General features: G+C 65.0%; 20 protein-coding genes. 19 read left to right on the top strand and 1 reads right to left on the bottom strand.

The features are described from left to right. Positions 1 to 36 precede the first annotated feature (36 nt). Both EET03_RS28725 and EET03_RS28720 read left to right on the top strand, forming a co-directional pair. On the top strand, positions 37 to 1086 hold the full coding sequence (locus EET03_RS28725; protein WP_075543042.1) for an acyl-CoA dehydrogenase family protein: 1050 nt from the start codon (positions 37 to 39) through the stop codon (positions 1084 to 1086). Continuing rightward, positions 1086 to 1697, top strand: a complete 612-nt coding sequence (locus EET03_RS28720) for a hypothetical protein (protein ID WP_075543043.1) — start codon at positions 1086 to 1088, stop codon at positions 1695 to 1697. The genes EET03_RS28725 and EET03_RS28720 overlap by 1 nt, the downstream gene beginning before the upstream one ends. Before the next feature lie 13 nt (positions 1698 to 1710). On the opposite strand, the gene EET03_RS28715 is transcribed toward EET03_RS28720, so the two are convergent. Beyond that, positions 1711 to 2553 carry a mycofactocin-coupled SDR family oxidoreductase gene (locus tag EET03_RS28715; RefSeq protein ID WP_075543044.1) on the bottom strand — a complete coding sequence of 281 codons (843 nt, stop codon included), beginning with the start codon at positions 2551 to 2553 and terminating at the stop codon, positions 1711 to 1713. A 109-nt stretch (positions 2554 to 2662) separates the two neighbouring features. On the opposite strand from EET03_RS28715, the gene EET03_RS28710 reads away from it, so the two are divergent. The 17 genes from EET03_RS28710 (at position 2663) to EET03_RS28635 (ending at position 19272) form a co-directional block, all read left to right on the top strand. Next, on the top strand, positions 2663 to 3883 hold the full coding sequence (locus tag EET03_RS28710) for a CaiB/BaiF CoA transferase family protein (protein ID WP_075543045.1): 1221 nt from the start codon (positions 2663 to 2665) through the stop codon (positions 3881 to 3883). Positions 3884 to 3984: 101 nt separating this feature from the next. Beyond that, positions 3985 to 5499: a class I adenylate-forming enzyme family protein gene (locus EET03_RS28705; RefSeq protein ID WP_075543046.1), complete on the top strand. Its 1515-nt coding sequence runs from the start codon at positions 3985 to 3987 to the stop codon at positions 5497 to 5499. Positions 5500 to 5528: 29 nt separating this feature from the next. Then, complete coding sequence (locus EET03_RS28700; protein ID WP_075543065.1) at positions 5529 to 6437, top strand: SDR family oxidoreductase; 909 nt, start codon at positions 5529 to 5531, stop codon at positions 6435 to 6437. Next, the gene (locus tag EET03_RS28695; RefSeq protein WP_082274685.1) at positions 6434 to 6883 is read left to right on the top strand and encodes an FAS1-like dehydratase domain-containing protein; all 450 of its coding nucleotides are present in this window, start codon (positions 6434 to 6436) and stop codon (positions 6881 to 6883) included. The genes EET03_RS28700 and EET03_RS28695 overlap by 4 nt, the downstream gene beginning before the upstream one ends. Next, positions 6880 to 7347: a MaoC/PaaZ C-terminal domain-containing protein gene (locus EET03_RS28690; protein WP_075543047.1), complete on the top strand. Its 468-nt coding sequence runs from the start codon at positions 6880 to 6882 to the stop codon at positions 7345 to 7347. The genes EET03_RS28695 and EET03_RS28690 overlap by 4 nt, the downstream gene beginning before the upstream one ends. A gap of 32 nt (positions 7348 to 7379) precedes the next feature. Then, complete coding sequence (locus EET03_RS28685) at positions 7380 to 8534, top strand: amidohydrolase family protein (protein ID WP_075543048.1); 1155 nt, start codon at positions 7380 to 7382, stop codon at positions 8532 to 8534. Further along, a complete protein-coding gene (locus EET03_RS28680) occupies positions 8531 to 8824 on the top strand; it encodes a hypothetical protein (RefSeq protein WP_075543049.1) in 294 nt (97 codons plus the stop codon). Before EET03_RS28685 ends, EET03_RS28680 begins: the two co-directional genes overlap by 4 nt. Next, positions 8821 to 9459, top strand: a complete 639-nt coding sequence (locus EET03_RS28675; RefSeq protein WP_075543050.1) for an HAD family hydrolase — start codon at positions 8821 to 8823, stop codon at positions 9457 to 9459. The genes EET03_RS28680 and EET03_RS28675 overlap by 4 nt, the downstream gene beginning before the upstream one ends. 84 nt (positions 9460 to 9543) lie before the next feature. Further along, on the top strand, positions 9544 to 12174 hold the full coding sequence (locus tag EET03_RS28670) for an NAD-dependent epimerase/dehydratase family protein (protein ID WP_075543051.1): 2631 nt from the start codon (positions 9544 to 9546) through the stop codon (positions 12172 to 12174). 14 nt (positions 12175 to 12188) lie between these two features. After that, positions 12189 to 13196 (top strand): hypothetical protein, encoded by a 1008-nt coding sequence (locus EET03_RS28665; protein ID WP_075543052.1) that lies wholly within the window; start codon positions 12189 to 12191, stop codon positions 13194 to 13196. Further along, entirely contained in the window at positions 13193 to 13645 is a 453-nt protein-coding gene (locus EET03_RS28660; RefSeq protein ID WP_208649157.1) for a Zn-ribbon domain-containing OB-fold protein, read from the top strand. Before EET03_RS28665 ends, EET03_RS28660 begins: the two co-directional genes overlap by 4 nt. Beyond that, positions 13642 to 14823: a thiolase family protein gene (locus EET03_RS28655; RefSeq protein ID WP_075543053.1), complete on the top strand. Its 1182-nt coding sequence runs from the start codon at positions 13642 to 13644 to the stop codon at positions 14821 to 14823. The genes EET03_RS28660 and EET03_RS28655 overlap by 4 nt, the downstream gene beginning before the upstream one ends. Then, on the top strand, positions 14820 to 15458 hold the full coding sequence (locus tag EET03_RS28650; RefSeq protein ID WP_075543054.1) for a histidine phosphatase family protein: 639 nt from the start codon (positions 14820 to 14822) through the stop codon (positions 15456 to 15458). The genes EET03_RS28655 and EET03_RS28650 overlap by 4 nt, the downstream gene beginning before the upstream one ends. Continuing rightward, positions 15358 to 16356: a 3-keto-5-aminohexanoate cleavage protein gene (locus EET03_RS28645; RefSeq protein WP_244232587.1), complete on the top strand. Its 999-nt coding sequence runs from the start codon at positions 15358 to 15360 to the stop codon at positions 16354 to 16356. The genes EET03_RS28650 and EET03_RS28645 overlap by 101 nt, the downstream gene beginning before the upstream one ends. Before the next feature lie 40 nt (positions 16357 to 16396). Continuing rightward, positions 16397 to 16540, top strand: a complete 144-nt coding sequence (locus EET03_RS32175) for a ferredoxin (protein WP_244232586.1) — start codon at positions 16397 to 16399, stop codon at positions 16538 to 16540. 81 nt (positions 16541 to 16621) lie between these two features. Continuing rightward, on the top strand, positions 16622 to 17806 hold the full coding sequence (locus EET03_RS28640) for a cytochrome P450 (RefSeq protein WP_099194508.1): 1185 nt from the start codon (positions 16622 to 16624) through the stop codon (positions 17804 to 17806). Then, on the top strand, positions 17803 to 19272 hold the full coding sequence (locus tag EET03_RS28635; protein ID WP_075543057.1) for an aldehyde dehydrogenase family protein: 1470 nt from the start codon (positions 17803 to 17805) through the stop codon (positions 19270 to 19272). Before EET03_RS28640 ends, EET03_RS28635 begins: the two co-directional genes overlap by 4 nt. Positions 19273 to 19611 lie beyond the last annotated feature (339 nt).

Here is a 19611-nt window from a genome sequence, read left to right as displayed (position 1 = left end):
TACTTTTCTTCGAACGGTGCCACACAGGAGAGATGCATGACCAGTGACCTTCTCGACGATCTGCGTAGCACGACGCGACAGGCGTTGGCGGCGGGCGGCGGTGACGTCGTCGATGAAGTTGGCTTGGCCGGGCTCCTCGTAGACCCCCGCCAAGGTGGGCTGGGCCTCGGCTATCGGGAAGCGGTTCTGGTGAGCGAGGAGCTCGGCCGCGCGTTGTCGGCTTCGGCATTCCTGCCGACTGCGGTGCTCGCGGTCACGTTGTTGCAGTACTCGGAGACCCCAGCCGCCGTGGACCTTCTTGCTGACATTGCACAGGATGCAGCCGCCTGCGCCGTCGCTGTTGCCGATCCGACCGGACGCTGGGCGATCGACAGGTGTGGCGTCACCGCGATACCCGCCGACACGGGGGAGTGGCTGCTCAACGGCACGGCGTGGGGCCTATGGACCCCGGCCAGCCGACCGCCGCGCAACGTGCTTGTCACGGGCCGTGCGGCCGAGGGCACCGCGTTGTTCGCAGTTGATGCCGAAGTGGTCGCCATCTCGCCTGCCGACCAGCTCGATCCGGATCGGGGGCTTGGCGAGTTCACTCTCACCGACGCTCCGGCGCGGCTGCTGGCGCCCCCGGCGAACGCCGCCTCGGCCGTTTCGGCGGCCTACCGGCGGGGACTGCTGACCGTAGCCGCAGAGCAACTCGGTGTGGCGCGGGCGAGTCTTCAGAGCGCGGTGGACTACGCGAAGACTCGCACCCAATTCGGTGCTCCGATTGGATCATTCCAGGCTGTCAAGCATCGCTGCGCCGAGATGCTACTCGAGGCGGAACTCGCCGATGCGGTGTTGGCGGACGCGGTCCGGCGGGGATCGTCAGTCGATGCCGAGTTGGCGTTCATCGTGGCCACCCGCGCCGCTCTCACCGCAGCGGAGTCGTGCATCCATGTCCACGGCGGCATTGGGTTCACCTGGGAGCATCCAGCGCACCGGTACCTGCGCCGTGCCCGGGTCAATGCTCATCTCCTCGGACCCACCACCGCGCACCGCGAAGCGATCGCCCGATCCGCTGGACTCACCGCGGCTGAAAGGGGCCGGTGATGGCCGACGAACTGACGATCCTGCGCCTTGTCGCGATCAAGGGCCGCGTTCCCACTGAGCTGGTCGCCGGCAGTTTGGGCGTCGATGAGGAGCGCGCGCAAGCGCTATTGGACGATCTCGTCGAGTGGGAATTGGTGAAGCAGACGTCGATGGGCTACCGGGTCACTGCGGCCGGTCGCGCCCGCTGCACCGAATTTGTCGCAGCGGAATCCAAGGCAACCGACCAGTCCGTCGTGTCCGCGGTCTACGAGACTTTCTGCCGCCACAATCAGATCCTCAAAGAGATCATCAAGGACTGGCAGGCGCGTGACCCGGAGCCGAACGACCACTCCGACGCCGACTATGACCGCCAGGTGCTGGACCGCCTGATCGCACTGCATGAACAGGTGCTTCCGCTACTGGACGACGTTTCGGCGGCCGCTCCGCGACTGAACCACTACCGCACGCGACTCGTCAAGGCCGCCGAGGCCGTTGCCGCCGGCGACGTGTCGTTCGTCTCGAAGCCGATCGTCGACAGCTACCACACCGTGTGGTTCGAGTTGCACGAAGATCTCATCGGCTTGAGCGGTCTCACGCGCCAGGCCGAGGCGGAGGCAGGCCGGGGGGCGTGAGCCTCGGCTGGACTCACACCTGCAGCAGTGCTCCGCCGTCGATGGCCAGCTGTTGACCCGTGACGTACCGTGACTCGTCGGAGGCGAGGTAGACCACCGCGTTGGCGATGTCGTCGGGCTCGACCCACGGGATCGGCATCGCTTGCATACGGTAGAAACCCTGCTCGGCGTCCTCGCGGGTGGGCTCGGGCAGGTCCTTTCGGAACGACTTGTACATCGGTGGGCTGTGCAGCATGTCGGTGTTGCAGTTGGTCGGGTGCACGGCATTCACCCGAATCGACCTGCGGGCCAGCTGGCGGGCCAGTACGACCACGTACTGACTGATCACCTGCTTAGCCAGTCCATAGCCGGCGCCGCCGGGACCATTGCCCGGGTTCGTCACGGCGTTTGGCAGCAGCCCGGCCACCGAGCCGGTCGCGATGATCGAGCCGCCGTCTGCTACCCACGGCAGGGCCGCATGAACGGTGTTGAGCACTCCGACCAGGTCGACGTCGACAGCGTCGGCGAAGGCCGTCACGGGATAGTTGGGTCCGATCGGACAGATCCCGGCGTTGGCCACGACAATGTCGAGCTTCCCAAGGTTCTCCAGGGCTGAGGCGACCGCCCGATCGAGTGCTGGTCGGTCGCGGACGTCGACTACGGCAGGAATGGCGCGCCGGTCGAACTTCTCGACGAGGCGAACCGTTTCGTCCAGATCCTCCTTGGTCGCCATCGGATACCCGACGCCCGGGATGTCGGCACAAATATCGAGAAGGATCACGTCGGCACCCTCTTCGGCCATACGCACGGCATGGCTTCGACCCTGTCCACGACCGGCGCCCGTGATCAGCGCAACCTTACCTTCGACGCGCCCCATCGCAGACCGTTCCTTTCATCAGTGCGTGGCGACCGTGCTACCCGCCCGGAGAATTATATGACGTGGTTAGTCTATTATGGCGATGCTGCCACACAGAGGAGAACACCGCATGCCTGGCGTACTGGACGGCATCCGCGTCATCGAGCTGGCGACTTGGGGCTTCATCCCCTCTGCCGGGGTGGCGCTGGCGGACTGGGGGGCCGAGGTGATCAAGGTCGAGCACCCGTCCCACGGCGACCCGATGCGTGGTCTTGTCAGCGGTGCACTCACGAAAGCAGGCCAGCGGCCGGTCAGCTTCATGTTCCAGACCTTCAGCCGCAATAAGACAAGTGTGGGCATCGACCTCACGGTGGTCAGCGGCCGCGAGGCGCTACTGAAGCTCGTCGCCTCCGCCGACGTGTTCCTGACCAACTACCTGACTCCGGTGCGCCGCAAGCTAGGCGTCGACGTCGACGACCTGCTGGCGGTAAACCCACGTTTGGTGTACGCGCGGGGGAGCGGCCTTGGGCCGCAGGGCGAGGAAGCCGACACCGGTGGCTTTGACCTGGCGTCGTACTGGTCGCGGGGCGGCGTGGCGTACGTCAGCACACCGGAGGATGCCGACTTTCCGCCGCCTATGCCCGGCGCGGCCTTTGGTGACCTGCAGGCGGGCATGTACGCCGCCGGCGGTGTCGCCGCAGCCCTGTTTGGCCGGGAACGAACGGGAGCCGCTCAGGTGGTCGACGTGAGCCTCTTGGGCGCGGCCGCTTGGGGCACGGCCCCGCACATTGCGGCGTCAACGCTGTACGACATCGACGCGATGCCTCGCGGAGATCACTACACCGCGCACAACCCGATCAGCAACACCTACCGCACCAAAGACGATCGCTTCATCGCAATTGTCATGCTGGAATCCGACCGGTTCTGGCGACCGCTCGTCGAGCTGGTCGGCCGTCCAGAACTGGCCAGTGATCCCCGCTTCTGCGACGCCGACGCCCGCGGTCGTAACTGCGCCGAGTGCATCGCCGAGCTCGACGAGATCTTCGCTCGCCGCACCGCCCAGGAATGGCGGGAGCTGCTGAGCAAGCAGCGGGGGGTATGGGCGGTTGTGCAGTCTCCCAAGGAAACTGCCGTCGACCCTCAGGTCACAGGGAATGGCTACGTCGCGCCACTCGATCTCGGCGGTGATGGCTCTTTCGCGGTCTCCACGCCACCGGTGCAATTCAACGGTGAGCGGCCAAGCCCACGCCCCGCCCCGGAGTTGGGCGCCGACACCGACCAAGTGCTGCTCGACCTTGGTTACGACTGGGACGAGTTGCTGCAGATGAAGGTTGACGGGGCAATCACGTGACGGACGTCCGAGGAGCCAAGTTTACCAACCAAGCCGTCTTAGTATAACCTGGTTAACTATTAAGGCTGCCCAGCCCTCGGGCAACCCAGTGAAGGTGACGGATGGATCTGACCCAGCAGATGCGGGAGCGAATTCTCGCCCGCGGGGCGGATCCTTTGCTGTACTACCGCGGGCTGTGGCACAGCCAGGACGCATTCTCCAAGTCTGCCCAGCAACTTGACGATGCTCTCTCTGCCTGCGAAGTGGGCCCGGGAAGCCCGGTCGGGATCTTTATGCGCAACCGGCCGGGACCGGTCGCGGCGCTGGCCGTTGTCCTGGCGACTCGCCGCCCGCTCGTGGTGCTCAATCCCGCCATGCCCGACGCCACCGTGGGCAACGACATCAGCGCGCTGAAACCGGCCGCGGTCGTGGCAGATCCGGAAGACTGGGGCAGGGCTGCGGTCGTGTCGGCCGTGTCAGCCGTCGGCGCACTCGGTCTGCAGATCGACATCCCCACCAACGACAGCGCTGCGGTACACACGATGGCGCAACGTGATCCGGACGCGACGCCCGCAGAACTCGACCCCGACGTGGCGATCCTGATGCCAACCAGCGGTACCACGGGGCCGCCGAAGCGAATCCCATTGCGAGTCAATGAGGTTCAGCACGCGCTGTTGGGCGCGCAAGAGCACTACATGAACGGCAGCGCGCGGCAGGGCAGTGTCCGTGGTGCCGGTGTCCAGATCTGCGCGCTTCCGCCGACCAATATCAGCGGCCTGTGGGCGTTGATCACTGCGCTGCACGGCGGCGGTCGCATAGTTTTGCAGGACAAATTCGAGCCTGTCGCGTGGTCGGAGGCCGTCGCCCAGTACGGTCCCCGCTCGGTATCGTTGCCCCCTGCGGCGCTGCGGATGATCCTCGATGCCCACATCGAGAAAGCCAAACTATCCAGCCTCAAAGCGGTGTGGGCCGGCGCGGCTCCGGTCGGCTCCGATCTCGCCGAAGCCTTCGAAAAGGCCTACGGCTGCCCGGTTTTACTCAGCTATGGCGCGACCGAGTTCACCGGTGGCATCACGGGATGGTCGCTACGGGACTGGCATCGGTGGAAAGACACCAAGCGAGGTAGCGTGGGTCGCCCGCATCCTGGTGTCGAGATCTGTGTGGTCGATCCTGAGACCGGTGCGGTTCTTCCCCCCGGCGAGCCTGGGTTGTTGCAGGTACGCTCAGCCCAAGCCGTCGGCGGCGCAAGCCGCTGGGTGATCACCAACGACCTGGGCAGCGTGGACGACGACGGCTTTGTCTGGATCCACGGCCGGGCCGACGACGTGATCAACCGTGGCGGATTCAAGATTTTTCCGGCTGAGATCGAGGACTGCCTCGAGTCTCACCCGCAGGTACGCGAGGCTGTCGCCTTCGGCGTCGATGACGAGCGACTCGGCCAGGTGCCGGTCGCCGTGGTGGTGGCCCAAGGGGTCGAGCCGAAGGAGCTCATCGCATGGGTGAAGTCCCGGCTACCCGCCTACAAGGCGCCGGTGAGGGTGCAGGTTACCGGCTCCATCCCGCGTAACTCGGCGATGAAGGTGCTGCGCAAGCAGGTTCGCCAGGATTTCGAAAGTATTGCTGCGCAGGCAAACTGACGCAGCCCCGAGGAGGTTGATCAGCGTTGTTGGCAAAAGACCCAGGTGACCACGTGGTGGTGGTGACAGGCGCCGGCAACGGCCTGGGCCGCGCACACGCGCACGCGTTCGCCGCGGCGGGGGCGGCTGTGGTAGTCAACGATCTCGGCGGTGGGCGAGACGGCAGCGGAGGTTCGACGGGCCCGGCCCAGCACGTGGTCGACGAGATCACCGCCGCGGGTGGGCGCGCGGTGGCCAACACCGACGACATCAGCACCTGGCACGGTGCCAAAGCAGTTATCGACCAGGCCGTCGACACCTTCGGCGGTCTGGACGTACTGGTCAACAACGCCGGCATTCTCCGGGATCGGATGCTGACGTCGATGTCGGAGGCGGAGTGGGACTCGGTGATCGCAGTGCACCTGAAGGGCACGTTCTGCCCAACGCGCCACGCCGCCGAGTACTGGCGCAACCGCGCCAAGGGCGGGGCGGCCAACGACGCCCGCGTCATCAACACCACGTCGCCATCGGGTCTCTTCGGCAATCCCGGCCAGACAAACTATGGCGCCGCCAAGGCCGGCATCGGGGGTTTCACAGTGATCGCGGCGATGGAACTGGCCCGCTACGGGGTGACCGTCAACGCCGTCGCGCCGACCGCTTTGACCCGTCTCACCGATGACCTGCCCGCGGTACACAAGCTGGCCGAGACGGTCGATCTGTCGCCGGAAGGGGTTTCGCCCCTGGTGGTGTGGCTGGCCGGCCCCAGCGCGAGCAACGTGACCGGCCGGGTATTCGCGGCCATTGGTGGAACCGTCGCTGTCGTGGAAGGCTGGGCCCACGGCCCGCAAGCCCACACCGACGGGCGCTGGACCCAGCAGCAGCTCGATGAGGTGTTACCCGCTCTGCTGGCCAAGGCCGCGCCCAACGCTGACATGACCGGGCAGCGGCCCCCGCAATGAGCGCGTCGACCACCCATCCGGCTCACCGGCTGATCGGTCAGGTGCTCTTCACCTACGACATGCCGATCGAGCGCGGCAAGGTCCGCGAGTTCGCCGCGGCGACCGGGGCCAGCCATCCCGTCTATCAGGGCACGAATCCCCCTGTGCCACCGACGTTCTTGGCCACCGCTATGCATTGGGAACCGCAGGATCCGTCACTGGCCACCCTGCTGGGCCTGGATCTGAGCAGGGTGTTGCAGGGCGGCCAAGAGTACACGTTCATCGGGCCGGTGCCGCGCGTCGGCGAAACTCTGCACGCCGAGACGTCCGTGGAGTCGGTGACCGACAAGCAAAGCAGCCGTGGCGGTCACATGACACTGATTGTGGTGCTCACCAGGTTCCTGCGGCCCGACGGCACGGTGGCCGCCGAGGGCCGCGCGACGGTGATCGAGAGGGCGAAGTCATGACGGGCCGGTTGCCGCAAGCCGCACTGCGGGTGGGCACCGCTCTGCCAGAGCGGCATTTCGGTCCCCAAACCCGCACCGATATCGTGCGCTACCAAGGCGCCAGCGGCGATTTCAACCCCATCCACCACGACGACGAGTTCGCGCGATCAGCGGGGTTGCCCGGCGTGATCAGCGTCGGCATGCTGCAGGCCGGCTACCTGGGCACCTACTGCGTCGAGTTGTTCGGCCCGGAAAGTGTGCGGCGGCTGTCAGTGGGGTTCGCCGATCAGGTGTGGCCCGGCGACAAGCTGGTCTGCCGCGGCGTGGTTTCCGCGGTCACACCGACCGAGGACGGACACAGCGCAAAGATCGATCTGACGATCGGCCGCACCGACGGCGGTGTGGCCGTGTCGGCCTCGGCCACGGTGGTCGTCGGACCGGATGACGTCAGTCTCTGGAACCGCCCACGGCGCCGAGTAGGCTGATAACTAACCAAGTTAACTATTAGGAGGCGAGCATGCCGCTGCAGGACTACATGCAGTTGGTCTCCGTCGATGACCATCTCATCGAGCATCCGCGCATTTGGGCCGACCGGCTACCCGCCGAGTACCAGGAGTTAGGGCCACGCATCGTGGAGGTCCCGCGTGCCAAGGGGGGGCCGCCCAGCCAGGTGTGGGAGTACCAGGGCAAGACGTATCCGCAGATCGGCCTCAATGCAGTGGCGGGAAAAAAGCCGGAAGAGTACGGCATCGACCCCTCGCGGTTCGACGAGATGCTGCCCGGGTGCTACGACCCCGTGCAGCGGCTTGCCGACATGGATCTCGACGGCGTGGAGGCTGCACTGTGTTTTCCGTCGTTTCCCCGGTTCGCCGGCACGGTGTTTCTGGAGGGCGAGGACCGAGATCATGCGCTGGCATGTGTGAAGGCATACAACGACTTCATGCTCGATGAGTGGTGCGCCGCCGCGCCGCACCGATACATCCCGCTGGTGATCCTGCCGTTGTGGGATGTCGAGCTCGCGGTGGACGAGGTGCATCGGACATTCGCCAAGGGCGCGAAGACCATCGCGTTCCCGGAAAACCCGTCACCGCTGGGGCTACAGTCGTTGCACACCGATCACTGGGACCCGCTGTTCACTGTCGCCGAGGAGTTCGATCTGCCGTTGTCGATGCACTTCGGCACGTCGGGAATCTCGCCCAAGCCATCGCCAGATTGTCCGATGGCGGTGAGCATCACGCTGTTCGGGTGCAACTCGATGTCCGCGCTAACCGATTTACTGTTCTCGCCGGTGTTTCATCGGCATCCGCAGTTGAAGGTGGCGCTCTCCGAAGGCGGCATCGGCTGGGTTCCCTACATGCTCGAGCGTGCGGACTACGTCTGGGAACGGCATCGCTTCTACCAGAACGTCAACCAGGAACGCCGGCCGTCCGAGTTGTACTTTGAGCACGTCTACTCCTGCTTCATCGAGGACCATCATGGACTTGCAGCCCGTGACGAGGTCGGCTTGGACAACATCTTGTGGGAGTGCGACTATCCGCACTCGGACTCGAACTGGCCCAACAGCCGCAAGGTCGCCGAAGAAGTGTTCATGAAGATTCCCGACGAAGACGTGCACAAGATCGTCGAACTCAACGCCCGGCGGGTGTTCAACTTCCCCCGAGCGGAGAAATGAGCGGCGGTCCGGTAGAACCCAATCGCCCGGACGCCATGCTGGGCGTGTCGGACTGGGACGATGAAGACCTGTTGACCCTCGTGGAAGCGTCGCAACGACTCGGCGCGGAGATCAACGCCTCGCGTCGACGCATCCGCCAGGCGGAAGAGGCGCTGGCCGAAGATGATTCGCCGGCTATCGGTGCCGTAGACGCCGCCGTTCTGGCTGCCGAATGCCTACGGCTGCAGCAGCTGGTCCGGGCTGCCGAACGCATCCAGCGCGGTCAGGCCGATGCGCAGACCGGCCCGTGACGCGCGCCGACTCCGCCAGTGGCCGGCAAATCGACGCGGTGGTCTTCGACATGGGCGGTGTTCTGACCGTCGACCCGTATGAAGCAATCAGGGACTACGCCACCGAGTTAGGCGTCCCGTCGGATACTTTCGTCGGTCAGTTACGCGGGCCAGAGTTCGCCGAAGTGGAAACCGGTGACCGCTCGCTGCGCGACTACCTCAAGTTCGCATGTTGCGATGTGCAGGCGCGGGTGGGAGTGCGGGTCGACATCCATCGGCTCGCCGACTGCTTGGCCGCCGGTCAGCAGATGCGCCCTGAAATGATTGCGTTAGTTCAGGATCTGGCCCGGGGTGGTGTGAAGGTCGGCGTGCTCACCAACAACGCTAAGGAGGCCAGGTCCTGGTGGACCAGCGGCGTGCTCCCCCTGGAAAGCTTTGCGGCCATCGTGGACTCCTCCGAAATAGGGCTGCGCAAACCGACTCCTGCGATTTTCAAGCTGACCGCCGAGCGTATGGGCTGTCATCCGGCGCGGGTGCTGTACTTCGACGACACCGAGGAAAACGTCGTTGGGGCGGCAACCTCGGGCCTGACCGCACAGCTATTCGTCGACGCGCATCATTGCCGGCGTGTGTGTGAGCAATCCGGGCTGCTGTGACGACAGCTATTTGTGTGCTACGCCACATCAGTAATAATATAACCAGGTTATAGTTAGCCGGTCGGCCCCAAGGGTGAAGGTGAGATGTCGGGACGAGTTCTGGTTACCGGAGGCACTGGCGCGGCCGGCGCAGCGACGGTCAAGTGGCTGCGGCGAATGGGCGTCGACGTGGTTGTTTTGGCGCGCCGCAAACCTGCGGTACCCGTCCGCGGCGTAACGTACGTGGCCGCGGACATCCAGGACGCAGACGGAGTCACCCGTGCCGTCGCGGGCTGCGACGCGGTAGCGCATTTCGCTTGGACCGTATCGGCGATGCAGAGTGCGGAGGTCGCTGAAGGGATCGACATCGGCGGAACGACCAACCTGCTGCGGGCCATGGCTGATCACGACTGCCGCAGGATCGTGTTCGCCTCCTCGATCACCGTATATGGCGGCCACCCAGATCATCCACAGCCGTTCGCCGAAGACGAGACACCGCGGCCCGCGGCCTCGTTCCACTACGAGCGCAACAAGGTGCGTGCGGAGAAAATGATCGTCGAGTCGGGGGTTGAGGCGGTCAACGTGCGTCCCACCGTGATCGTTGGGCGATCCGCCTGGAGCGCGCCGGCCAGCATCTTCCGCCAACCGGTGGTCGTCACTCCCGGTCGCGATGTGCGGATGCAGCTGATCCACGTCGATGACGTTGGCCGTTTCTGCGCGCAGGCGGCGTTGGGCGGGCCGACCGGAACGGTCAACCTCAATGCCGATGACGCCCTGACCTTCAGCGAGATCGCCCACATCGTGGGTAGGCCCGCACTGAACTCCGGCAAGCGGTTCTCGCGACTGCTGGCCGGCCTTATCGGCAAGGTGAACAACTTCGAGTCGGTGCCCGACCTCATCGAGCTGTTCATGCACTATCCGCTGGGAGACACGCGAAAGCTGCGTGAGGAGTTCCGCTTCACGTGTGCCTACAGCTCGGCCGATGCCGTTGCCGACATGACCGACTGGTCATCAAGCAAATGGACGGTGGGCACGCGCTCGGTACGCAAGCCAATCCGCTTGGCCGAGCCCGTCGTCTACCCGCGCGACACGTCGGGACCTGACGGCAGCGCGGTGCGGATCGTCCCGCCGGAGTACACCGGTGAGTTCGACAACATCACCGGTGATCCGGCGTTGCCAGAGTGGAGCGCGGCGAACCTGTCCGAGGCGTTCCCGGGCCCGATGACACCGTTCTCGCTCGGCCTGGCGACCCGCATCACGTTCAGTGCGGCGAACTTGCTCGACCATCTTTTTCCGTTGGACCCCGAGCTGACGAGGATGGTCAGTACCAAACAAGTCGGTACGATCGGGCACCGGTTCTACAACAACATGACGGTGATGAAGGAACTAGTGAAAGCCATTCCGGGCCAGACACCCGAGAGCTTCGAGCATCAGATGAACGGTGCCCCCCTGCCCGACGGATACCGGCCCCCCCGGATGTCGGCCGCTGACGTACTCGCCAGTGCCCGGACAGCATTGAAGGGCGGCCCCCAGATCGCCGGTCTCGGGCACGAGGTGTCCGACATGGAACGGCGAGCGGAGCGGTTGGTCACCGACCGGCCAGACTTGCGAGCCCTCACCGACCACAAACTGCTGGCCCGCATCGAGCTAATCACCGACATGGTGGTGCGGGCGTGGGACATCAACTGCATGAACACGTTCGTGGTCAGTCTCCCGATGAACCTCATCTCGCAGCGCTACGGGGAGGACGTCGCGATGAATGTGCGCACCGGGACACAGAATCTGCGCAGCGCTGCCCTGTTGGCCGGGGTGCGCGAGCTCGCCGACATCGTCGCGATGGATGACGGTCTGCGTCGATTGATCGAAGACAGCCCTCGCGAGGTGGTGCTGGACAAACTACGCAGCGATGCACCGGCGTTCGCTGCCAAGTTCGACCGGCTGGTGGCCGACTGCGGTCATCGCGGGCCGGGCGAGACAGAATTGAGCAACCTCGTCTACGCCGATGCCCCGGAAATGCTGCTGCGCTCGGTAATGGGCAGCATCCGCACCGGCCATGCCGCCCCTGCGGTTTCAGTACAGACCCCGGTGGGTCGGGCATTGGTTCGCCTCGCCGTCGCCGCCATCGAGCGACGGGAACGCGGGCGCGACGTGTGCATGCGCATCACCTATGAGCTCCGACTCGTTCTGCGAGAATGGGGGCGGCGCCTGGCAGCGCGCGGGACGCTGGAGTCGGCTGATGACGTGCACTATCTGTCGGTGGACGAAACCTACTATCCGCCCGCCGATTCCAAGGACCGAGTAGCCAGACGGCGGGCCGAACGGAAGCGGCTGGCAGCACTGGACTTCCCGATCCACTTCCGTCAACCGTGGAGCCCACCCGCCGAGATTGCCGTTGATGGTAATCAAGTCATCAGCGGGCTTGCCGTCTCGCCGGGCTTGGCTCGAGGCAGAGTGCGCATCATGGCGGAGGCCGACGATGACTTCGAGCCCGGGGAGGTTCTGGTCGCCAATGTCACCGACACCGGGTGGACTCCCTTCTTCGGCTGCGCTGCCGCAGTAGTCACCAACATCGGCGGCATGATGTCGCATGCGGCAATTGTGGCTCGCGAGTTCGGGGTGCCCGCGGTGGTGAACACCGTGACCGCAACTCAGTGCCTTAAAGACGGCCAATGGGTCGAGGTGGACGGCTCCGCCGGCACGGTACGCATTATCAACGAAGCACCGTCCGTGGCCTAGGGAGGACCAAAACCGTGGCAAGCAAAAGCGATTTCGGCCACCGGACACTCGTCGGAACATTCCAACCCACTGCGACCGACTCCGATCCGACCCGGACATACTTCGGCCTCTCGCTGTCGTGCACGTGGTTCTACCTGAATTTCCGTGACGGCGAAGGCAAACTGCACTTCGCCTATCGCACCGTCTTGGGCTTAGAAGGCTCACTGCACTTCACCTGCAACGAGTCCCGTGACGCCGCGCTCCGCAAAGTGACGATGCCCGAAGGGCGCGAATTCTTCCGTGGGCCGGTCGTGACTACGGCTTCCGATCACGAGTACCGCATTGCGAGCAAGCCTGCCGAGCCCGGCTATGCCACCGGCCAGCCGTTCGAGATGGTGCGCACCGAAACTGAATTGCGCTATCACGAAGGCGAGGAACTGCAGTTCAGCGGGCGGCGAATCGGACCTGGAATGCAGGTATATGTTCCCAGCGGACCGACACCGCTCTTCTACACCTCACTGCAGCACCGGATTTCGGGTACGGCCTACGGCAAGTCCGCGGAGGGCTTCTTATGGCTCGACCACTGCTACCTTGCGCCCGGGGTGACGTGGCGTAACAGCGACTTCTTCAAGGGCGTCGAACTCGCATGGACACCGTTCGGCACCGAGTTTTCCGATGGCTCAATCGAGATGGGTCACATCTGCTACGGCGCCGACGGTTTCAACTTCGCCATGATCGTCGACGGAGACGGCGACGTCCTGCACGTGACTTCCACCGTCAGCGCACGTGACATCAAATACAAACCCAACACGTTCCCTGAACACATGTACTACGAAGTCGACGGCGTGGACTGGGAATGGTCGGCCGTCGAGGACGGAGAGCTACCCGACCAGGCATCGGGCCATGACTTCTACCGCTCTTCGGAGGGCTATCTGCGCCGCGCCGGAGAAACCCGGACCCCGGCGGTGTATCACTCCTACAACGAGTTTTTCCCGCCGGCGATCAGCGCGTGGGAGAAGACGGGACGGATCATCGGGCGGTGACCATCGACAAGCAGGCGGAGGTGCGCGCACGGGTCGGGCCGCTGCTGCGGCCCGCGCCCACCCGCGACGAAGAGGAATTCTGGCGGTCAGGTGCCGACGGCCGGCTGCGGATGCAGCGCTGCCGGAGCTGCCGGCGGTGGCAGCACCCGCCGAATCCCGTGTGCTTTCGGTGCCTTTCCCGCAACGTGGCCTTCGAGCCAGTCAGCGGTGAGGGCACGGTGTACTCCTTCACGATCAACCACCAGCCGTGGCTGCCGCATCTGCGCGACCCGTACGCCGTGATCGTCGTCGAGCTCGATGAGCAGCCCGGGTTGCGTTTTGTCAGCCGACTTGTCGACGCCGAGGTGGCTGATGTCCGGGTAGGCCTGCGGGTGCGGGTTGTCTTCGCACCGTTGGGCGAGGGGTTGTTCGCCCCGTTGTTTACCGCGGCGGGGGAGGTCGGGCGATGATGCGCCCCGAACGCCATGCCGTGATCCGGGGCTTCGGCTCTTCTCAAGTGGGCCGCAGGCTGCCGGTCAGCGAGATGGCGTTGACCGTTGATGCATGCCTGGCCGCACTCGCCGACGCCGGCCTGCCGCGTGATGAGATAGATGGACTTGCAACGTTTCCCGGTGGGGGATTCGACACTCCGGGACTGGCGGGTCCGGGAGCAGACGAGGTGCATGCTGCCCTTGGGCTGCAAACCAATTGGAAGTACGGCGGGCCCGAAGGGGGCCAGCTCGGGGGGTTCTTCTCGGCCTGCCTGGCGGTCGCCACCGGGCTGGCGCGCCACGTGCTGGTATATCGGACCGTCGGTGAAGCTTCCGCGCAGGGCGCTGCGGGGCGGGCGGGGGCCCTGGCCGGTGCGGCCGATGTGGCGGTCTCGGGCTTCCGGCGGTGGCTCGTGCCGTTTGACGCGCACTCACCGGCGAACTGGATTGCGCTCTACGCCCAGCGACACATGCATGAATTCGGCACCACCCGTGAGCATTTCGGTACCGTCGCGGTCAACAACCGGCGCAACGCCGGAGGCAATCCCAACGCGGTGTACCGAACACCCCTGACCCTCGACGAGTACTTCGCTGCGCGGATGATCACCACGCCGTTCGGCATGTTGGACTGTGACGTGCCCTGTGACGGGTCGGTGGCGTTTGTGGTCTCTCACGTCGATAGCGCCGACGACGGACCTCACCCCGCCATCGGCATCGAGTCCATCGGGTGGGCCATAAGGCACCGACCATTGTGGGATCAGTGGGCCGATATGACCGAAATGGCCGCGTGCGACGCCGCAGCTCACTTGTGGGAACGCAGCGACCTGGGCCCTGACGATGTCGACCAAGTACAGCTGTACGACGGATTCTCCTTCCTTCCGTTGCTGTGGCTGGAGGCATTGCGTTTCTGCGGCAAGGGTGAGTCCGGTCCGTTTCTCGACTACGGCAAACGCATCGCGTTGGACGGCACGCTGCCGTTGAACACCGGCGGCGGGCAGCTGTCGGCAGGGCGGCTGCACGGCTGCGGACTGCTCTACGAGGCCTGTGTGCAGCTGCGCGACCAGGGTGGCGATCGCCAAGCGGGCCGGCCCGACACCGTGGCGGTTGGAGTGGGTGGGGGACCCACGGCATGCGCGGCTCTCTTGGTGCGCCGATGAGCGCGGTCGTGGAAGTGGTGCTGATCCGCCACGGGCTGCCGAACCGGGTCGAGGGTGTGGTCAAGCCAGACCCCGGACTCACTGAGGACGGGTTCGCGCAGGCGCGAGCAGTCGCAGACGCGATGGTGCTGCTGCCGGTTCGTACGGTCGCCAGCAGCGGGTTGCAGCGGGCTCGGCAGACCGCCACACCTACCGCCGAGATGCTCGGACTCGCCGTAGACGTCCATCATGACCTGGCCGAATTCGACAGCGGCGCCGATTTCTACATTCCGATCGAGGACATGATCGCCGAGGCTGATCCACGGTTGGACTGGTGGCGACAGCTCATGGCCGAACCGGACATGAAAAGTGCTGTGGCCGAGTTTCGACACAGGGCAAGCACCGCAGTCAGTCGCGTTGCCGCCGCAAGTCCGCCCGGCGTCGCCGCGATCTTTTGCCACGGCGGAGTGATCGGGGCTTGCGTGGAAAAAGCCGTCGGTGATGTCCGCCTGGGGCTGACCGAACCGCACTACGGCTCGATCACACGCATCACTATTGAAGCCGACGGTCAGTGGAAGTTACGGACCTACAACGAGATTCACCACATCGAACGGCTGGCATCATCCCGGGAGGAGCGCGATGAGTTTTCGCGATGACGGCAAGGTCTACCTCGAGGTCGGCGTCAACGAGGTGGTCAGCAAGGATGACAACCCAAACGTGCCCTATGGCGCCGAGGAGACGGCTCGCAATTTAGTGGAGTGCATCCAGCACGGCGCGACTGTGGTGCACTTCCACGCGCGCTACGATGACGGCCGGCAAGCCTGGACCGACGATGAGGTCTGTCGCACCATCATGGCGACGGCGGCTCGAGAGGTTGACCCCCTGGCCTATCCCAGCTACGTCGGCAGCCTCGACCACATCTGGGCGCTGGCGGAGCGCCCGCCGGCCGGTACCCGGCTGCTGCTCACGCCGTTCGACCCGGTCCAACACGTCAAGCGCGTGCTGTGGCTGGAAGAGGAAAACCGTTTCGGGGTGGTCAGTTTCGGCCCCGACGATCCGAACAATTCACGGCCGCCCTATCCGCCGGAGCTGGATCGGTTCGCCGAGCTGGGGCTGGTCCCCAACATCGCTGTGTTCAATGCCGCCGACATGCGTTGGGTGGTGCTTGCCGCCCGCATCGGCATCTTGCGCCAGCCGCTGAACATCAAGCTGTTCTTCTCCGATCGCTGGGTGTCCAACAACGACCCCGACCCGGATGTTATCGACTTCCTCATCTCGCGCATTCCTGCCGGCATTGATCACGAAACCGTGGTCGTGCCCTACGCAATGAGCTCGGCCGAGCGATCCCAAGCGCTCTGGGAGCGTGCGCTCGACCGAGGCCTGGGCATTCGCGTTGGCATCGGCGATTGCCCGTGGGCTTTCCCTACTGCCACAAACGCCGATATGGTAGACCGCGCAGTCGATCTGATCACCGGCCGCGGACTCAACCCGGCGACTCAAGCCGATCTGCGCGTCCGCGTCGGCGCCCCCGCAGTGGCCGAGGCTACATCATGAGGGTGGTCGTCGACCCTGAGGTGTGCATGGGCCACGGCCAATGCTAGCGCGCGCCCCACAGGTCTATGAACCCGACGACGAAGGCTTCTGCGTGCTCATCGAGCCGGAGGTCGAGGGCGACTTGTTGCGCCACGCCATCGAGGGCGCTGAGGCCTGCCCCGAGTCGGCGATCACCGTGGCGTAGTCGTAATGACCTGGCATCCAACGGATTCACGCGACGCCATCGGCATTCCAAGACGGCCGTCCGACAGCGAGAGGTAATACCATGTCTGAGTCGAACATCGACGCAGCACAACCATTCGACCCCTTCACCCCGGTGGTTGACCCCTACACGCCGCTGAAAGAGGCCGCGTCGCGTTGTCCAGTGTTCCCCGCAAGAGGGGGAGCCTTCGTCGTCACCGGAGCTGCCAATGTCGCTGCGGTGTTCAAAGATTCGGCGTCCTTCCGCAACGAACTGCGCCCGCCGAAGCCGGGCACGCAGCCCAGCCTGGTGCATCTCGACGGTGACGAGCACACGCGGATGCGCAAACTCGTGGTGAAAGCCTTTACGCCGCGGGCCGTCAAGAATGTCGAGAACCCCACCTACGCCATCGCGCATGGGCTGATCGACCGGTTCATCGGGCGCGGTACTGCCGACCTGTGCGCTGAATTCGCCTTTCTGCTGCCAGCCATGGTGATCGCTGAATTGATCGGGATTCCCGAGGGGGACCGGTCGCGGTTCGTAAAATGGGCCGACGACGCCATCACCGCCGCTGGCCCCAACTCCAGTGGATATGCCGATTCCGACCCCGACCTACGCGAGTACGTACTGAGCATCATCGACCAGCGCCGCATGACGCCGGGCGAAGATCTGCTCAGCCAATTGATCCAGGTGCACGATGGCGAGGATCGGCTTAGCACTGAGGAACTCGTCGCGCTAGTCCGTATGCTCATTCTCGCCGGCACCGACACCACGGCGAATCTGATCGGCTCGATGCTGCACTACCTGCTCTCCGACCGGTCCCGCTGGGAGCGGCTGCGGACCGATCGCGCGCTGATACCCAACGTGATCGAGGAGACGTTGCGCTGCGATCCGCCGCTGTATTGGTTGCCCCGCGTAACCGCAACCGACGTCGAAATGGCCGGTACGACGATTCCTGCAGGAACGTTTGTGTGCAATGCGGTCGGACATGCTAACCGCGACCCCCAGGTCGTCGAGCGCCCCGATGAGTGGGACATGGACCGGCCCGCCAACCGTAATCGCACCCATCAGACGTTCGGGTTCGGTGAGCACTTCTGCATCGGCTCCTCGCTGGCGCGGCTGGAAGCCACCATCGTTCTGGAAGTGCTGCTGGACCGTCTGCCTGACGTCGCTCTTGCCGATGCCTACTTCTATCAGCCGCACGGCCCATTGATGATGCGCGGAGCCAAGGCCATGCCGGTGACCTTCACCCCGGCTGCGTCCCAATGAAGTCACTCAGCTCACTCGGCACACACCTGCTCATCGACGGTGAGCTCGTCGGTGACGTCGACTCGACCGTCGATGTCATCAACCCGTCAAACGGAGAGCTGGCACGCACGCTGCCGCTCGGCGGCCTCGCCGAGGTGGACGCCGCGATCACCGCAGCGCGGCGCGCCTTCGACGATGGGGAGTGGGCCGCCTTGCCGCCTGATCAACGGGGCGAGATCCTCACGCGGCTCGGCGATCTGGTCGAGGCGCACACCGCCGACTTTGCCCATTTCGTGGAGACCGAGGTCGGGACGTGTCGGCGGGTCGCCGGCCCGGGACAGGTGGTGCGGCCCATGGACCACTACCGCGACATGGTGTCCAAGGGATGCACCGAGCTCGGCTATGCCCTGCCCGAACTGCCCGGGCCGCCGGTCACCGGACAGCGAGTGGTGCGCGAACCCTGGGGCGTCGTCGCCGCGATCACCCCGTGGAATGCGCCGCATCTGCTCAACTTGTGGAAAGTCGCACCTGCACTGGTGACCGGCAACACGATAGTGCTCAAACCCGCTCCCGAGGCGCCGAGCTGCGCGCTGTTGTTCGGTGAGCTCGCCGCCGAGGCGGGGGTTCCACCGGGCGTGCTGAATGTGATTACCGGAGGAGCCGACGTCGGACAGGCGATGGTGGCAGATCCGCGTGTCGACATGGTGGCCTTCACCGGATCATCGACGGTCGGTCGTGCCATTGCTCAGGCGGCCGGCGCTGCGCTCAAGCACACGCTGCTCGAACTGGGCGGCAAGTCTGCGCTACTGGCGTTGCCGGACGCCGACGTGCCGTCGCTGGTTGCTGCCGTCCTGCGCTTCGTGACACTGGCCGGCCAGGGATGCGGACTGTTGACCCGCGTCCTGGTTCCCGACGAACTGCATGACACGGTCGTTGCCGGCCTGATCAACGCGTTGCAAGGCGTGCGGGTGGGACCGGCCGATGATCCGATGACCTCGATGGGGCCGGTCATCTCCGCGGCTGCCCGAGATCGGATCGAGGCCACGGTGCGTGAAGCGGTCGCGGCCGGGGCCCGGATTGCGTGCGGCGGCGGACGGCCGGTGAACGTGCCTGCGGGCGGATTCTATTTCGAACCAACGGTTTTGACGGACGTCACCAACGACATGGCGGTTGCTTGCGAGGAAATCTTCGGTCCGGTCATTGTCGTCATTCGTTACAGTGGAGACCCCGCTGAGGGGGTCCGACTGGCCAACGACTCACCCTACGGTCTTGTCGGTGCGGTGTGGACCGCAGACACCGCGCTCGGACTGCGTCTGGCGGCTCAGATCCGCGCAGGGCAGATCCGCGTTAACGCGACCGCCTCAGGAAACGAGGCGCCATTCGGCGGCTACAAGCAGTCCGGCGTGGGCCGTGAGGTCGGCCGCGAAGGGCTGCTCGAGTACACCACCGTCAAGTACATCGGTTGGCAGATATCCAATGCCGGTTGAGCGCCGCCCGCGCAGAAGAAATGGCGATATGAATGCAGTTTTGGACAGGCGCACATGCAGCAGACGTCCGATGGAAAACATCTAACGTGGTTATAACTACCGGGGCTGCGCCCCAACCTGTGGAAGCGTGCCAGCGGTGGGCTGCTGAGTTGGGGGCTCCGGCTGGGACGTAATCGGTGGCATGCTGATGCCACCAGAATGTGTGACCGCTGCTGTGAGCGGTTGAGGGACCCGGGATTTGGGTCCTCGTCCCGAACCGGAGCCTGTAATGACGCTACCCCGCACTGCCGCCGATGTCTTGTCCGAGCATGTGGTGTTCGAGTTGGAGTCAATCGATCG

It is taken from the genome of Mycobacterium innocens (genome assembly GCF_900566055.1).
GTDB lineage: Bacteria > Actinomycetota > Actinomycetes > Mycobacteriales > Mycobacteriaceae > Mycobacterium > Mycobacterium innocens.
The sequence above is the reverse complement of the archived record's forward strand: the minus strand, read 5'-3'. Positions and strand labels throughout refer to the sequence as shown.

Coding starts and splice junctions, on each gene's coding strand:
- EET03_RS28725 (WP_075543042.1), top strand. CDS start 37: ATGACCAGTGACCTTCTCGACGATCTGCGTAGCACGACGCGACAGGCG.
- EET03_RS28690 (WP_075543047.1), top strand. CDS start 6,880: ATGACGGGCCGGTTGCCGCAAGCCGCACTGCGGGTGGGCACCGCTCTG.
- EET03_RS28695 (WP_082274685.1), top strand. CDS start 6,434: ATGAGCGCGTCGACCACCCATCCGGCTCACCGGCTGATCGGTCAGGTG.
- EET03_RS28685 (WP_075543048.1), top strand. CDS start 7,380: ATGCCGCTGCAGGACTACATGCAGTTGGTCTCCGTCGATGACCATCTC.
- EET03_RS28715 (WP_075543044.1), bottom strand. CDS start 2,553: ATGGGGCGCGTCGAAGGTAAGGTTGCGCTGATCACGGGCGCCGGTCGT.
- EET03_RS28650 (WP_075543054.1), top strand. CDS start 14,820: ATGAGCGCGGTCGTGGAAGTGGTGCTGATCCGCCACGGGCTGCCGAAC.
- EET03_RS28710 (WP_075543045.1), top strand. CDS start 2,663: ATGCCTGGCGTACTGGACGGCATCCGCGTCATCGAGCTGGCGACTTGG.
- EET03_RS32175 (WP_244232586.1), top strand. CDS start 16,397: ATGCTAGCGCGCGCCCCACAGGTCTATGAACCCGACGACGAAGGCTTC.
- EET03_RS28655 (WP_075543053.1), top strand. CDS start 13,642: ATGATGCGCCCCGAACGCCATGCCGTGATCCGGGGCTTCGGCTCTTCT.
- EET03_RS28705 (WP_075543046.1), top strand. CDS start 3,985: ATGGATCTGACCCAGCAGATGCGGGAGCGAATTCTCGCCCGCGGGGCG.
- EET03_RS28670 (WP_075543051.1), top strand. CDS start 9,544: ATGTCGGGACGAGTTCTGGTTACCGGAGGCACTGGCGCGGCCGGCGCA.
- EET03_RS28635 (WP_075543057.1), top strand. CDS start 17,803: ATGAAGTCACTCAGCTCACTCGGCACACACCTGCTCATCGACGGTGAG.
- EET03_RS28680 (WP_075543049.1), top strand. CDS start 8,531: ATGAGCGGCGGTCCGGTAGAACCCAATCGCCCGGACGCCATGCTGGGC.
- EET03_RS28640 (WP_099194508.1), top strand. CDS start 16,622: ATGTCTGAGTCGAACATCGACGCAGCACAACCATTCGACCCCTTCACC.
- EET03_RS28720 (WP_075543043.1), top strand. CDS start 1,086: ATGGCCGACGAACTGACGATCCTGCGCCTTGTCGCGATCAAGGGCCGC.